Annotated in this window: 14 protein-coding genes; 2 read left to right on the top strand and 12 right to left on the bottom strand. The window is 27.5% G+C overall.

Annotated elements, in window-relative coordinates:
* The 6 genes from KQ44_RS04420 to KQ44_RS04445 all read right to left on the bottom strand — a co-directional run.
* The coding region (locus KQ44_RS04420; RefSeq protein ID WP_143277877.1) for a BspA family leucine-rich repeat surface protein at positions 1-1184 on the bottom strand (1184 nt) is incomplete at its 3' end.
* 256 nt (positions 1185-1440) lie between these two features.
* Positions 1441-2607, bottom strand: a complete 1167-nt coding sequence (locus tag KQ44_RS04425; protein ID WP_096736389.1) for a M20 family metallopeptidase — start codon at positions 2605-2607, stop codon at positions 1441-1443.
* A 642-nt stretch (positions 2608-3249) separates the two neighbouring features.
* Positions 3250-3918, bottom strand: coding sequence for a hypothetical protein (locus KQ44_RS04430; RefSeq protein WP_096736390.1), 669 nt, complete (start codon positions 3916-3918; stop codon positions 3250-3252).
* Positions 3919-3936: 18 nt separating this feature from the next.
* Positions 3937-4536 (bottom strand): OmpA family protein, encoded by a 600-nt coding sequence (locus KQ44_RS04435; RefSeq protein WP_096736391.1) that lies wholly within the window; start codon positions 4534-4536, stop codon positions 3937-3939.
* Positions 4537-4548: 12 nt separating this feature from the next.
* A complete protein-coding gene (locus tag KQ44_RS04440) occupies positions 4549-5799 on the bottom strand; it encodes a hypothetical protein (RefSeq protein ID WP_096737787.1) in 1251 nt (416 codons plus the stop codon).
* Between the two features lie 16 nt (positions 5800-5815).
* The gene (locus tag KQ44_RS04445) at positions 5816-7534 is read right to left on the bottom strand and encodes a hypothetical protein (RefSeq protein ID WP_096736392.1); all 1719 of its coding nucleotides are present in this window, start codon (positions 7532-7534) and stop codon (positions 5816-5818) included.
* Positions 7535-8104: 570 nt separating this feature from the next.
* Here KQ44_RS04445 and KQ44_RS04455 point away from each other — a divergent pair.
* The gene (locus KQ44_RS04455; RefSeq protein ID WP_096736394.1) at positions 8105-9307 is read left to right on the top strand and encodes a dicarboxylate/amino acid:cation symporter; all 1203 of its coding nucleotides are present in this window, start codon (positions 8105-8107) and stop codon (positions 9305-9307) included.
* 311 nt (positions 9308-9618) lie between these two features.
* Here the strand turns inward: KQ44_RS04455 and pgsA are convergent, their stop codons facing one another.
* From pgsA to KQ44_RS04475, 4 genes are read right to left on the bottom strand one after another with little or no spacing between them, the layout of a single operon-like run.
* Positions 9619-10176 (bottom strand): CDP-diacylglycerol--glycerol-3-phosphate 3-phosphatidyltransferase, encoded by a 558-nt coding sequence (gene pgsA / locus KQ44_RS04460; RefSeq protein WP_096736395.1) that lies wholly within the window; start codon positions 10174-10176, stop codon positions 9619-9621.
* 22 nt (positions 10177-10198) lie between these two features.
* On the bottom strand, positions 10199-11215 hold the full coding sequence (locus KQ44_RS04465) for a DUF4340 domain-containing protein (RefSeq protein ID WP_096736396.1): 1017 nt from the start codon (positions 11213-11215) through the stop codon (positions 10199-10201).
* Between the two features lie 41 nt (positions 11216-11256).
* Positions 11257-12000: an ABC transporter permease subunit gene (locus KQ44_RS04470; protein ID WP_096736397.1), complete on the bottom strand. Its 744-nt coding sequence runs from the start codon at positions 11998-12000 to the stop codon at positions 11257-11259.
* Complete coding sequence (locus tag KQ44_RS04475; protein ID WP_096736398.1) at positions 12001-12948, bottom strand: ATP-binding cassette domain-containing protein; 948 nt, start codon at positions 12946-12948, stop codon at positions 12001-12003.
* A gap of 978 nt (positions 12949-13926) precedes the next feature.
* Between KQ44_RS04475 and KQ44_RS04485 the strand changes: the two genes are divergently transcribed.
* A complete protein-coding gene (locus KQ44_RS04485) occupies positions 13927-14070 on the top strand; it encodes a hypothetical protein (RefSeq protein WP_240516479.1) in 144 nt (47 codons plus the stop codon).
* A gap of 485 nt (positions 14071-14555) precedes the next feature.
* Here KQ44_RS04485 and KQ44_RS04490 read toward each other — a convergent pair whose 3' ends face one another.
* Both KQ44_RS04490 and araA read right to left on the bottom strand, forming a co-directional pair.
* Positions 14556-15251 (bottom strand): L-ribulose-5-phosphate 4-epimerase, encoded by a 696-nt coding sequence (locus KQ44_RS04490; RefSeq protein WP_096736399.1) that lies wholly within the window; start codon positions 15249-15251, stop codon positions 14556-14558.
* Positions 15252-15343: 92 nt separating this feature from the next.
* Complete coding sequence (gene araA / locus KQ44_RS04495; protein ID WP_096736400.1) at positions 15344-16837, bottom strand: L-arabinose isomerase; 1494 nt, start codon at positions 16835-16837, stop codon at positions 15344-15346.
* Positions 16838-16842: the final 5 nt, after the last annotated feature.

Here is a 16842-nt window from a genome sequence, read left to right on the forward strand (position 1 = left end):
TTATCAGTAACAGATGAAAGTTCTTCACTAAACTCGCTTTCTAATCTCTTTTTTAATGACAAAATTTTTTTATTTGTATCTTTTGATATTAAATCATATACTTCTTTGACATTATCTTTTGTAATAGTTAAATAATCTTTATAAGAACCATAAAATGCCTGAAGATATGCTTTGATTTTTAACGGAAGTTCTTCATACCTACTAAAGCATAAATTACTCATTTCTGATACTTTGTTTAAATCCCAATTTGCTAATGAATCAAAACAATTATAACCTTTAGCAAAATCAAATATTCCAAACATTGTTTTTAATTTTTTTGTATCCCATTTATCTAAAGGCTGATTAAAAGCTTCAGTACTGCGAAACATAGATTCCATAGTTTTTACATTGGATACATTCCAGCTATTTAAAGGCTGATTAAAGCTGTTACATTGACTAAACATCTCATTCATATTTTCAACCTTTGAAGTATTCCATTTATCTAAAGGCTGATTGAATTTAAAAGCACTTCTAAACATACCCTCCATAGTTTTTACTTTAGATACGTCCCAATCATTAAGAGGCTGATTAAAATTAACGCATATACTAAACATATAACCCATATCTTCAACTTTACTAACATTCCAATTGCTTATATCTTGATTAAACGCTTTAGCATAATTAAACATAGCCCTCATAGTTGTAACATTAGAAACGTCCCATTTGTCTAAAGGCTGATTGAAACTTTCCGCTACCTGAAACATACCGCTCATATTTGTTACATTGGATACATTCCAAGTATTTAAAGGCTGATTGAACTTTTTACAATTATCAAACATTCTAAACATATCCTGAACATTTGAAACGTCCCATTTATCTAAAGGCTGATTAAAGTCATGACAATAATAAAACATGAAACTCATATGCTTAACTTTGGATACATTCCAATTATTAAGATTACGATTAAACTTAGCTTTAGAACGGTTTTCAAAACTATCATAACTCATATATGCAAACATATATGACATATCCTCTACATTAGAAACGTCCCAGTCTTCTATGCCTTCAAAATCTTTTCTGCTGCTTTTATAAAAAAGTTCACTCATATCAGTAATAAGGCTTGTATCTACATCATAAAGTTTTATTCCGTCAGTATATACTAATTTTTCTAATTCTTCTTTTGTTTCTGGTTTGTATTTCTTCATATATGCTCCTTAATAAGTTTAGATAATTTAAAATTGTATATGCAGTATAATATATATTGTATAAATTTCTATATAAAAAATAATTTTATTGATATAATCTATTACAGTATACTATTTATACCAATCTGCTAATTTATTTTAAATTGAAGAATAATTATATTTAAACTATTCATTTTTTATTATTAAACTAATCAAAAAATTTTATATTTAATTTTTAAAGAAAGTTTGAAATTAAGTATAATTTTAATAACTTTTATTAGCTGTTTAACTCTAAATGTTTAATAGCCCATTCGCTCATAAGCACAGAAGGCTGATACAATTTTGATTCATCTATTTCAAATTTGCTGTTATGATGAGGTATATTTTTTTCTGTGGCTGTAGAAAATAATATAAAAGCTCCGTTAATTTTATCTAAATAATCAGCAAAATCCTCACCTGCCATGGAAAGTTCATAATAAGAAGCCTTTTTAAAGTTTAAGCTGCTACACACTTCATCAAGCTCTTTATATATGTCAGCATTATTGATAACAGGAGCACCACGCCTTTTTATTATAACTTGAGCTTCTGCCCTATTGGCACTTGCAATAGAATTAACTACTTCTTTTATTCTCTCAGTTATAAAAACTCTAGTATCTTCACTAAATGTTCTAAAAGTTCCTTCGATATTAACTTCAGATGGTATTATATTATACTGACTTCCTGCATGAACCATACATATAGAAATTATTATTGGATCTGTTGCTGGTATTTCTCTGTTTTTAATATTATATATTGCCTGTATTATCTGGCTTGCTGTTAATATAGGGTCAACAGAAAGATGAGGATAAGCACCATGTGAACCTTTCCCTATAACCTTTATAAATATTCTATCATTAGAAGCCATTAAAGCACCCTCTTTTAATACAAACTCTCCACTTGGAACATTAGCAGCCAAAGTTCCTATATGAGTACCAACTATTGCATTAACTCCGTCAAGCAAACCAGAATTAAGCATATTATGTGCTCCTACTGCCAATTCTTCCGCTGCCTGAAAAACTAACCTTACAGTGCCTTTTATTCTTGATTTATTTTCAGCCAAATAATAAGCAGCCCCAAGCAGACATGCAGTATGGGCATCATGTCCGCATGCATGCATATTACCGTTTTTAGAAGCATAATCAAATTCTGTTTCCTCTTCTATAGGCAAAGCATCCATATCCGCTCTAATAGCCGCTATATTTTTTATGCTTTTATTATCATCATTATTTCCTATATCACATACAAGTCCGCTGTCGATTGAAGATTCTTTATAAGAAAGTCCTAATTCTTTTAATTTATTTATAACATAGTTTTTTGTCTCAGGAAGTTCTGTACCCACTTCTGGTATTTTATGCAAATCTCTTCTCATAGAAATAATAATATCATTTAGTTTATTGTAATCCATTTTTTATTAATATCCATTATTCATATTTTTTGTTTTAATATATTTAGTATATTAAGTAATCATCATTAAGTCAAGAATTATAACTTAATATTACAATTTTGTTTAATAATGATATAAAATTAAAATATAGTTGTTTGAAAACTAGTTACTATAATTAATTATAATTTTTTACTTACAAAATAAATTTATTAAACTTGTTCCAAAAGTATTTAATAAAAATTTTAGGATTTTATTTTATAATATAAATGTTTTAAATATTGTATAAAGTATATATTTAAGTTATATAAATACAGTTTTTTCATATAATATGTACCACGCCATGCCTCTTAGGTAGCAAGCGAATTTTTTTTGGGTGTTACGAGGTATGCAAAGCGGCATGACAGTATACTTCTCAGAGCAAAGACAGCAAATATTTTAAATTAAAAAAATTAATTTTGATAAACTATATTTGTTTAGGTATATACTAAAAATTTTTAAGTTTGTCAACAAAAAGATATACTTTCATATTTATTCTGTTAAAGAATATATTTTTAACAAAACCTAAAAATTTTTAGATATTGTAATAATAAAAAATGGGGCACGCTATTTTTTATAGTATGCCCTTTATAAAAAACAGAAATATGATTATTGAATATATCTTAATTAAAACTTTGGTCCGAATCTGTATCCTACCTGAACACCAACATCTAAGTTTCCAAATGTTTCATTTTTTACAACATCAGCACTAGCATATGTATCTGACCATGCGAATCCCCAGTCATAACCTATATATAACCCAACATTAATAGCCATATTATCTTTGAAAAATACAGAATAATCAAAAGTACCCCTTATATATGTTCTAGGCTTAACTTTATTATTAATATCTTCAGAAACAGATGAAGTTTCATAGTGTAATTTTGAACTTACATCAAATTTTACTCCAGTATTGATACCAATAGAAAATCCAGATATATTGAATTTAGGATAAAAACCTATATAAATATCATGAACAGTATTTTTATAATTCTCTGTATTATTATTTTTTGAATAATTAAAACCAGTAAAATCATACCCAATAGAACCAAGAAGGCTTACTCCCATATTATCCATTATTTGAAACATATATCCTATATCAGTCTCTACTCCTATTTGAAAATTTCCTCCTAATTTAGGATTACCAGCAACTGATACATTTTTATTGACTAAAGTAATACCAGCACCTATAGGAACATTAACTATCAATTCAAATCCGCCAATTTTGGCATATGAAATTTGCTGAACTAATATCAATAAACTGCTTATTAGAACAATCTTTGATAATTTAAACATAATATAACTCCTAAAAAATTATTCAGTAATATTACTCCTAAATGCTGTAATATTGCTGTAATAATTACTATAATAATTAAGATAATTACTTAATTCTCTCTCACATTTAAGGACCACAAAATCAACTCTTCTATTTTGTGAAGTATTAGTAATATACTTAGGAATTATATCACTATAAGGAAAAATTTGAACTCTTTTATAAAAAAAACCTGAAGAAAGTATAACATCTCTTATAACACTAGCCCTCCTTTCTGATAATCTGTAATTAATATCTCCATTACTATGACCTATAATATCAGCATGACCTTCTACTATCAAAATACAGTTTCTATTATTACTCATAAAAGTCATAACTTCATTCATAACATAATAATAATCATCTATATTATAAGGCTTTTCTTCTCCAAGCCTATAATATATTTCTTTATCTGTATCAAGTAAATATCCTCTTTCTGTTTTGATTAATAAAACATTAGTATTCACATTAAACTCATAATCACATGCGTCTTTAACATCATGAGGTCTATTCCAAGAGAAATATAATCTTCTTTCAGGTATGAAACAGGCAGTAAGAATAAAAGGAATAATTATAATCAAAAAAATTTTTATATATTTCATAATACCGCCTTATTAAAATCTTATATTTATAGGTATAAATGAAACTGCGAATTGCTTTGTAAATATACCGTATTCTATAGCTAATGACTGATAGAATATATCAAAATGAAAACCCACTCTCATATCATAAAGTTTATAAGATTGCTTATCGCTGGAATTAGGTATATATAAATCATTTGCTATTATCTCATGTCCTACTATATTGGCATAACTCCCAATACCATTTACGCCTACTGTTGATTGCATACTTCCAAAAGTTATATCTGCCCCAACTGAAAAATATGCAGCTAAATATTGTATGACTGGAACTTTTTCTTTCATTTTAAATCCAAATACCAATTTAGGACTTAAAGCAAAAGTTTTCCATTTACTTCTTAAAAAAGCATTTCCATTGAAAACTACTCCAGTTTCAGTACCGCCATTGTATCCCAAATATAAAGGCACATATATATTTCTATTTCTAACATCCAAATTTAAATTACCAACATCATAATTAAAATCAAATCTTAAATCTCCAAAAAAATATTTAGTTCTAAATAAATAAGCCTTGAGTGAAGCTCCTATATTCCACCCCATAGATTCTATTTCAACATCATTAACAACCGCCCCATAAATCTCTTTAAATCCCAAAGAAATGCCTCCTCTAAGAGTTAAAGCCAAAGGTATAGGTCCTAAATTTACCTGCAAATATGCATTGACATGAGGTATAGGCAATATATCCAATGCCTTTGATAAAGCCTCATAATCATTTTGAGTTCTTGTAGGATTTTTTATATAATCAATATGAAGCAATGGAACATCACTATATAAATTGATTCCAAAACTTCCTATAGGAGTATGCATAGGTATAAGAAGACCTGTATTATTTCCAGAAGCGGCATTAAAAGCAGTCTTATTTTTTAAAGCATTAAGTACAGCAGATGCCGTCCCCTGCTGCATATTGGCTACTTCCAAAAAACCTAATGTGGTACCAACCAATAATATTACAGATTCATTAGTTGTAGTATCCAAAACTTTTTCTGGATTTTGAGCTATTGATATGAGCTCCCCAAATGTAAAAGATTTTATTCCGTCATCAAATAATTTATTCATTTGTTCGCTTGATGTCAAAATATCTAATGTTTCTTTTGGTATATTATTATACATTCCAGTATAGTCTATATATGCATTAATAAATGTATTATAATTAAGTCCAGGAAACTGAGAATACAGATTTAAGACTGATAAAATCATTATAAAAAATATAAAAATAGTTTTTCTCATAAAAAATAATCCAAAATTATAATTCAAAAGTATAATGAGTATAGGCCTTATCTGGAAGGAAATAATCATTGCCTTTATCTTTTATCATTTTAATCATATCAGACATTGACTTATAATACAAGAAATAATAATCATATTTTTTATAATCTTCCATAGTTTTTGCCTTTATAAGCAGAGCATAATATCTCTCTGATAAGTTTAATGCTGTTTCGTACTGAGTATTAAGCTGAAATTCTCTATCATAATCGACCAAACGCACTATTTTATTATTAAATGTAAACAAATCTCCTCCTCCGCTTTCCCAGCCTATAAAAGAAGTAATATCATTATTTGGTACAATATTAATCCAATCTGATTCCTGTGCCTTATCTGGAGAAATATCAGATACCTGTAATTGATAACTTCCAGACTTTCTTATATGTTCCTCTGTAATAGTAAAATTAGTCTCAAATTTATCAACGGTCTCCATTATTTCTTTTATAGGCGGTATAGGATAAGTAAGATTTAAAGTTCTATAATATTTACCGTTAAGAAAGGTATATGAAGGTTCTAAAGGTGTAGGAGGTGTCTGAGGCAAACTGCTCATAGCTATCATTTCATCACCTATATAATCAGCTGCATCATAATTTGCTGATGATGTTTCTTTTACCCAATTCTTACCGTCTTCAGTAGACCATATACCGTCAGAGTTATTAAAATATTTAACTCCATATCCCCAATAAGGAGCATTATAATAGAACCAATTTGAAACTCCTCCTGTAACATAAAGTTTCTTTCCGTCCGTTTTTATATCATAACCGTCTCTGCTTCCAAATGGATTTTGATTTGTTGTCCAAGTTTTTAACTCTAAAGAGGAATCATTCAAATCATTAACATAATAATACCCATCTGAAGTAGTAAATATTTTATCATTAGGATCTCTGTATCCTGTAGGGCTTAAATCATATACTGAATACCATCTATTAAACGCATACAATTTATCTTTAAAAAATACTATTTCTATTCTAGTACAGCCTATTCTTCCTTGCCAGTTATTTGGATTATTATAATTTGTTTCTGGAAGTTTATATATCTTATCAATATCTTTTGAATTCTGCCAATTAATAAGTGTATCCGAAGAAACACTATGTATATATGTTCTAACTTCATAATAATATTCTATATTATATAATGTATCTTTAAAATTACTCGGCTTTATTTCGAATGTTACATCTTTATAAGGAACTTCATATGATCTATTAGTTAATTCTATATATACTCTATCTGTATCAATAATTAATTTAGGAGAATGAAGATTAGTCCAATATTGAACTTTACTTAAATCTTCATTTGGTGATAAGCTATGTATTTTTACTATTGTATTTCCATTATCAGTTATTTTTAATACTGCCCCTTTTCCTGTTTTGTCTAATTGTTTTTTATTAGGATCATACTTATATTCACTAGCAGCTAATACATACCATTCATTTTTATATATAAATCTTTTTGAAAATCCTCCAAATACTGTGCCATCTTGAACTATTTCTGGATTTATTTCTATATGTTTTTCTTCTGTTTCTTCAGGTGGCAGAGGCAAAGGACTTGGATTAGGATAATCTGGTATATTTTCCTCTTTATCATTATCAGGTGGAAATGCTGTAGGTGGAGGAATATGAACAGGGCTTAATATATTTATCTTTTTACAAGAAAATATAATAATCACAACTAACAAAATAAGAAAAAATAGTTTTTTCATAATAAAATTCCAAATAATATATTTTCTCTTATAAATACGTAAAAATTGAAAAACATTCGTAAAATATATTATTTTTTTATTTTATTATACTAATATTATTATAGATATGTAATTTAGCTTATTGATAAATCATTATTAATATACAAGATATCTATTAGTTAATTTAAAATTACTATTAATAATATTTATTATAACTTTATTTTTTATAAAGTAAATATATTTTATATTAATTAATAATTATTTTTAATAAAAATAAATTTATAGCGGCATAAATAAAATGAATAATATATAAATATCATTCATTTTTATATAATAATATAACATTTAAAAATATTATATTTATTAATTTAAAATATATAAAAACTATATATAATAATGTATTTAAAATATAATGTTTTATTATTAATCTATTATATTTTTTGTAAACATAATTTATGTAGTGTAAAAGTTTTTTAAATAAAATTTTAATATTTCTATTAGTAGTTAAAAACAAAAAAATGTGGACTTCTATTTACTTGTTGTGATTTTTGTATATATTATATAGTATAAACATTAATTTAGGAGAAATGCATGGAAAAAAAATTTAAACTTGGATTAGTACCTAGACTAATCATCGGAATTCTACTTGGTATATTCTTTGGACAGCACTTTATACCAGAAGTAATATCAAGAATTATTGTTACGGCATCTGGAATATTCAGTTCTTATTTAAAGTTCGTAATACCGCTAATGATAGTTTCCTATGTGTCTATGGGTATAGCTGATTTAAAAGAAGGCTCGGGATTCTTGCTTCTTGTAACTTGTATATTGGCATATGGTTCTACATTAATCGCTGGGTCAGCATCTTTTTTAGTAGCTTATAATCTATTTCCTAGTTTTATGAATCCTGATGATATTCAAAAAATAGCTGCTGCTGCTGGAAACTCTGTTGCTCCTTATCTATCAATAACAGTAACCCCACTTTTAGATACTTTGGCAGCTGTTTTATTTGCATTCATAATAGGACTTGGTATTTCCACTATGAGAGGAAAAGAAATAGGTGATTATTTGTACAATGTTTTTAAAGAGTTATCAACTATTATAGATAAAGTTTTAAGAGTATCTATAATTCCTCTTTTACCTCTTTACATTTGTGGTACTTTTGTAGATATGACTAGATCTGGAAAAACTTTTGTAATTTTAGGAATATTATGGAAAGTATTTATAGTGGTAATAATAATGCATTTACTTTATTTATTAATAGCATTCTTAGTATCTGGTACAATAGGAAAGAAAAATCCTTTTATGCTTATGAAAAATCAAATAGCAGGATATGCTACAGCTTTAGGTACTCAGTCATCAGCTGCTACAATACCTGTAAATTTGCAATGTGCTGAAAAAGACGGAATATCTGAACAAATAAGAAATTTTGTAGTACCTCTTTGTGCTAATATTCACATGGCAGGCTCTATGATAACAATTACAGCCTGTGCCACTGCCGTATGTTTAATGCATCAAATACCTATTTCTTACACTACAGTACTTCCTTTCATTGCTATGCTTGGTATAGCTATGATAGCTTCTCCTGGTGCTCCTGGCGGTTCTATAATGACAGCTTTGCCTTTCCTTTATATGGTTGGATTAGGTACTCCAGATAGTCCTTTATGTGCTATAATGGTTGCTTTATACATTACTCAAGACTCATTCGGTACTGCATGCAATGTTTCTGGAGACAATGCTTTAGGTGTTATAGTAGATACTATATACAAGAAAAAAGTTGTAAAATCTGCATAAAACAGACATATAATAAAATTGCCATATAATCAAGCCGTCTATAAAGTATTTTATAGGCGGTTTTATTTTTATATAATCTAAAAATAAATAACATAGCTCTTCAATTTTGTATTTTTATATAGTTAATATTAAAATAATAAAAGCACTTGCTGTTTGCGTAAATATAAAACATATTTTATAAAAAATTGTATTACTAATTTTTTAAAACACATTTAAAACTTATATAATTATTTATAATAAAAGAGCTGACAACTCAAATAGTAAGTCATCAGCTTTTATTATAATACTAAAAATTAATTAAATGAGTTAAATTATTTTTTAGTCGACTTTCCAGTTATTAAAGGCATATAATCAAAGAATGAATATATAGTTATTATTGTAACTACTAATAAACTATAGTATATTATTTCATTATAAGGTAAAACTATAGAAGTATGCTTTAATATTTTTATTAAGAATATTATAACAACAGCCGCAGCCCTTGAAGCTGTTTTTAATTTTCCGCTAAACTTGGCTGCAACAGCAAAGCCTTTAAGCCCTCCTAATATTCTTATAAACATAGAAAACATATCCCTATAAAGCGAAATTATATACATCCATATAGGCATAGAACCTTCATACAAAAATATCGTAAACATAGTTATATGAAATACAGTATCCGCAAAAGGATCTAATACCTTACCTAAATCACTAACTAAATTCAGTTTTCTAGCCATAGCCCCATCTAAAGCATCAGTTATCTCCAATAATATAAGAAATATCAAAGCAAGTACTGCACTTATCATAGAATTATAAAAATATAAAAATATAACAAGCGGTGATAAAACTATTCTGCTAATACTTAGTAAATTAGGTATTTGCTTTTTCATAATTTGCTCCTATAATATAAAATTATTGCTGAATATTTTCATCTAATCTAATATTATCATCTTCTGTCATATCTGTATCATTATTAGCAGCGTTTTGTTCATCTTCTTCTGTTTTTATGTAGTAGCTTCTGTCACGCATAGCAGCAGCATATATAGAATAATCAACTTCATATATTATTCCGCTTTCTGGTTTTACATATACTCTGTTATCATTATTATCGTATACTATTTCATAGCTTTTTTTGGTATTATCTTCCATATATACTGTAACTGCTGCATCTGGTATTCTAAATAATCTCTCCAAATATTTTATCATATTATCATCATATACAAATCCTGCTGCCTTAACTAAAGATAAAGTTTCAAAATCTCTATAAGCCTTATCTAAGTTGATCTCTTCCTCTACTCCGTCAACAGCCCAATTAGTTCGGTTTTCTTTTCTTATAATATTAGTATAATCTCTTACATTGCTTTCTGTTTTGATTACTGAATCTATATATATAGGTCTGTCAAATATCTGTTTATCTCTTAGCATATCAATAGTTTTTTTAAGTGCCTCTATATATATAAGCTCAACACTGAAATATTCATCATTATATTTTACATAGTATCTTTCTTCATCTGGAGTTTTATTTCCAACAAATATCTTATACTCCTTATTTCCTTCCCAAACTGTAAACTCATTACTTGGATTTTCAAGTCCGAATGATTCAAGCTCAGTAAGATTAGTAATAGTCATGTCAATATTAAGTGTATTAAAGTTTTTAACATTAGCAAAAGCCTCTAACTGATCTATTTTATAATTATTAGAAGGCGAAATTACCTTCCAAGTTTCATCTATTTTTTCTACTATAATAGGTTCTTTAGCATATTTTAATTCATATTTTGTAACATTTGTTTCATTAAGTTCAAAAAGCTGAGTTCTAGGCTTATTGGCTTCAATTTGTATACGTTTTTGTTTTGTAGTAATAAAAGCTATAACACTTATTGCAGCTAATATCACGAGTAAAACTATAATTTTAGTAATATTCTTTTTCATTTATATAATCCCTATTTTAATTTAATTTCTAATATCGTAAATTATTTTCTATTTTCCAGCATAATATTTGATAAATACAAAAATATTACTGTAACGGACAAGAAATAAACAATATCTCTCAAATCTAATACTCCTCTTGCAATATTAGCAAAATGATAATCACCGCTTATAACTTCTATAATATTAACAGAGGCTGGAAAAAGCAAAGTTAAATACCTTAAAAACATGTTTAATGATATCATAATAGCAAGCCCTACTATCAAAGCTACAATCTGATTTTTAGTAGTTGATGAGGCAAATATACCAATAGCACATAATGCCATAATAAGAAACACGCTTCCTATATACCCAGCTATTACAGGACCTATATCAAGTCTTCCTAAAAACATTAATGTTATAGGATATAGTATAGTAGGAATTAAGGCAAAAAGCATAAATATGACAGCTGATAAAAATTTGCCTATTATAATTTCTAAAGGCGAAACTGACTGAGTACTTATAAGCTCATAAGAACCGCTTGAAAACTCACTTGATAATAAACCCATTGTTATAGGAGGTATTATTAAAGATAGTATTAAAGGCAGAATGCTGAAGAAATCCTGCATATCATTCTGCTGAAGTATAAAAAATCTTGAGAAAAAATATACTCCGCTTACTATCAAAAATATTGCTGAAAATATATATGCTATAGGCGAAAAGAAAATATGTCTTAATTCTTTTTTTAGTATAACAATAGATTTATTTATAATATGATTTATTTTACTTACTGAAAAAACATTCTCCACTTATTTATCTCCTTTTGTAAGTGTATGGAACACCTCTTCTAAATTTTCTCTTTCTTTCATCATTTCATATATTATCCAATCTGTACTTTTTATAAATGAGTAAATTTTCTCTCTAGGCTCTTCATCATTAGAATAAACTACTATATCTTTCAAATTATCATTGTTTTCTATTTTCACATCATAAACATTTTCTATTTTTTTTAGTTTTTCTATTATTTTATTATTATCATCATTAGTTTTAATAGATAATTTTATTCTTGAAGATATTTTATTTTCTTTACCGTTATTTAAAGTTAAATGTTTAGGGTCAGCATCTGCAATGACATTACCCTGATTAATAATTATAGCCCTAGAACAAGTAGCTTCAACTTCGCTTAATATATGAGTTGATATAAGTACAGTTTTTTCTTTACCTAATTCTTTTATAAGCTCTCTTATTTCAACTATCTGATTTGGGTCAAGCCCATTTGTAGGTTCATCTAATATAAGTATTTTAGGATCATGGATTATAGCCCCTGCAATACCAACTCTCTGCTTATAACCCTTTGAAAGCTCCCCTATTGATTTTGATATAACATCTTTCAAACTGCATGCTTCTACGACATATTTTAGTCTTTCATTTAATCTGCTTCTTTCAAGTTCTTGTATCTCAGCCATATAAACTAGATAATCAAACACACTCATATCATCATAAAGCGGTGCTGATTCTGGTAAATATCCTATAATTTTTTTTACTTCCATCTCATTATCTAATATGCTTTTTCCGTCAATAACAGCATTTCCGCTTGTAGGAGAAAGATAACAGGTAAGTATTCTCAAAGTAGTAGACTTTCCAGCACCATTAGGACCTAATATTCCTACTATTTCACCTGCATTTATTTCAAAACTCACGCCTTTCAAAGCATGAAAATCACCATAGTATTTACTTAAATTTTCTACTGATATCATTTTATTCCTTTTACATACTAAATAAATATTAAATAAAATAATTTTATTTATGAATTAAAAAAACATTATAATATATATAAAGTAAAAAACAATAATACATTTTAATTAACTTTGTTTAAGAGCCATAAATATTGCACACTTTTTAGTTTAAAAAAATCAGATATTTCTTATAATTTAAATTAACACAAATAAAAAAAGAATACCTATGAAACAATATAATACAAATCAGAAAAAAAAGATAGTATTAATTATTAATAAACTTAAAAATAAAAGAATTCAAAATTTAATATTAGTATTCGAACTTATTACTATTGGAAGAAAAAATTCGAAGAAACATATGCTATATAAAATAAAAGCATGAAACCAAAAAATAGTCCTAATAAGGTTAAGAAGCGTACCTCTGCTAAAAAATTTAAAATTAATAAAAAGTACACTTTTTTACTAAAATACGCTATTATCAGTTAACGACGGTTAATTTAACTATAAGAATATAATTTATATACTGAAAAAACACCAGAAATCATTATTGATTTTATCAATCATATGCTTAAATATTTTCCTTTTCGTATTTATTGTATTCAGACAGACAATGGTACAAAATTTACTTACAGAAAAATTTTATTTGAAAGAGAACACACATTATATATATTTTATAAAAAGAAACATATTCAGGAGTTTATAGCCCAGCTACAAAGTGACCTGTAGGTTTCTTCATCTTGGTATAATTGGGTAGTAGAAAGCACAATCACTGCTGCCAGAAAAAAATTTATGACTTTATAATCAGTAATTAACTTTAGAGAAAGCTAATCAAAAATGTGGAAGAAGTACTTTCGGTCTTGATGCTTCAGGATGTGTTATGAAATATTTATAAGAAATAAATATTGGTTTTGATGTAGGAATTACAAAGGGGCTTTAGTTTGTTAGTATTGTATATTTGATTTATGTGTTTGTGATTATAGAGTACATCCTTATATTAATATGAGTATTGGAAATATTAATGCTAGTTTGGATTCAGTTGGAACTTTTGCGGCAACGGTTATGTGTAGGGCTATTAATAATACTGTAAAAAGTGCTGAGCATTCTTATGATTTTAAATCTTATGATAATATACTAAAAAATTAAAAAATTAATTTAAATATTTTATTAAAAACAAACTAGAAGTGATTATTAAATTTGCACTTGTAGTTTTTTAATTTTGTTTATTGAAAAAATAGATTTTTGCGACGGGTAAGCAGATAAAATAGATTAATAAAAAACACTAAATCCAAGTATTTTTGCAACTTTTTTTGAAGAAAAAAATTGATGAAAGATTTAATATTACAAATACTCAAATATTTATAATATATACCTAAAAAATATAGTTTTTCAAAAATAAAATTATATTTTTTTTATTTCTGGAACTTTGCTGTGAAGTACACAATTGTACACACTCCCAGTTCTTTTGTGACGCTGTACCGCGACTAAAACATAAGTATAATCATACATTTAAAACTTGTATAATTAATAATACTTTATCCTATAATAAGTTCATTTATAAATAAGTAAAATTTGACAAAATATAATTGTTTAGGTATAAATATAAGATTATACAGTTTACTCAAAAAATTTTAATTTTGACCATAGTATGAATTTTTTCCATGTTTTCTGAAATAATGTTTATCAAGCAAATACTGTTCTACTCTTGTTATTTCAGGGTTAATCTGTATAGTTCTGTAAGCCATTTTAGCTACTTCTTCAAGTACAACAGCATTATGTACTGCATTATGAACATCTTTACCCCAAGCAAAAGGTCCATGAGATGATAATATTATTCCGGGTATATCCATAGGATTAATCTTTCTTTCTTTTAAAGTCTCTATTATAACTAATCCAGTATTTTTTTCATAATCCGATTCTATCTCTTTTTTAGTTAAAGCTCTGGCACAAGGTATATCTCCATAGAAATAATCTGCATGAGTTGTTCCGAATGCTTTTATATCTTTTCTTGCTTGTGCCCAACTAGCAGCATAACTTGAATGAGTATGAACTACAGCACCTATTTCTGGAAAAGCCTTATACAATTCTATATGAGTAGCAGTATCAGATGACGGCTTATACTTGCCTTCTTTTTTATTTCCTTCTAAATCCAATACAACCATATCATCAAATTTCATTGTATCATAATCAACACCGCTTGGTTTTATAGCGAAAAGACCGCTTTCTCTGTCAATACCGCTTACATTACCCCAAGTGTAAATAACTAGATTTCTTCTTACAAGTTCAATATTACCGTCAAATACTATTTTTTTTAATTCATCAAGCATATGTATGCCCCTTTAATGATTATAAGATATATTTTCTATTATGAAATAAATAATATATTATCATAATAGAAAATAAATATCATATAATAATATTATCTCATATTCCAATAAGCTTCATTCCATCTCATTTCTTTTCTAAATTCATTAATTTTAGTATTTTCATCTATTACCAAAAGTTCTATTTGAGCAATTTCAGCATAGTCTGTTAAATAATCAACATTAATTGCATTAGAATAAACAGTATGATGCCCGCCTCCAGCCAATATCCAAGCCTCAGCAGCAGTAGTTAAATTAGGTGCTGGTTTCCAAAGCACTCTAGCCACAGGCAATTTAGGGAATTTATTTTCTTCTATTTTGACAGCATTAACTACATTAACTGACATTCTGAATCTATTTTTCATTTCTACTATTGAAGTACATAAAGCAGGACCAGCCTGACCATTAAATACTAAACGTGCAGGTGCTTCTTTATCACCTATACCAAGTTCATGAACTTCTATATTAGGCTTAGACTCTGCTATAGAAGGACAAACTTCAAGCATATGAGCTCCTAAATTCATCATATTATTTTCTTCAAAATGATAAGTATAGTCTTCCATAAAAGAAGTGCCGCCTTTCAAACCATTACCCATAACTTTTATAGTTCTCACCAAAGCAGATAATTTCCAATCACCTTCAGCACCAAATCCGTATCCGTCTTCCATTAATCTTTGAGTAGCAAGACCTGGTAATTGTTTCATTCCATACAAATCTTGGAATGTATTTGTAAATGCTTTTGCATTTTTATCTTTTAAAAATGCTCTTATAGCTATTTCTGTTTTAGCCTGTTCTTTTATATGAGATATTGTATATTCTTTATTATCTCCATAAACTATATTATAAGTATCTTCATACTCTTTCATAAGTTTATCTATTTCAGCATCAGTAACCTGACTCATATATTTTACTAAATCACCAACAGCATAATACTGAACAGACCAGCCGAATTTTATCATAGCCTCAACTTTATCACCATCAGTAACAGCAACATCTCTCATATTATCGCCGAATCTTACAATAGTCATGTCCGTACCGTCAATATAAGCAACAGCAGCTCTCATCCATACAGCTATTCTATTCTGTACATTTTTACTAGACCAGTGCCCTGCTATAACTTTACGAGGTATATTCATTCTTGATGTAGCAAAACCAAATTCTCTGTCGCCATGTGCAGATTGATTTAAATTCATAAAATCCATATCTATTTTGTCATAAGGTATTTCTACATTGAACTGAGTATTTAATTCAAGCATAGGTTTCTTTAATACACTGAGCCCTTTTATCCAAGTTTTTGCTGGGGAAAATGTATGCATCCAGCATATTACCCCTGCACAATTAACGCTTGAATTTGCTTCATTTAATTGTGCTAATATTTTATCAGAATCTGTCAATATTTCTTTACATACCACTTTATATGGAAGTCCGCTATTATTTAACGCTTCTGCTATTTTTTTTGAATTAGCTCTTACATCTTTTAAAGTTTCTTCTCCATATAAATACTGACTGCCTGTCAAAAACCAAAATTCATATTTAGATAAATCTATCATAATAC

The organism is Brachyspira sp. G79, assembly GCF_002379365.1.
GTDB lineage: Bacteria > Spirochaetota > Brachyspiria > Brachyspirales > Brachyspiraceae > Brachyspira.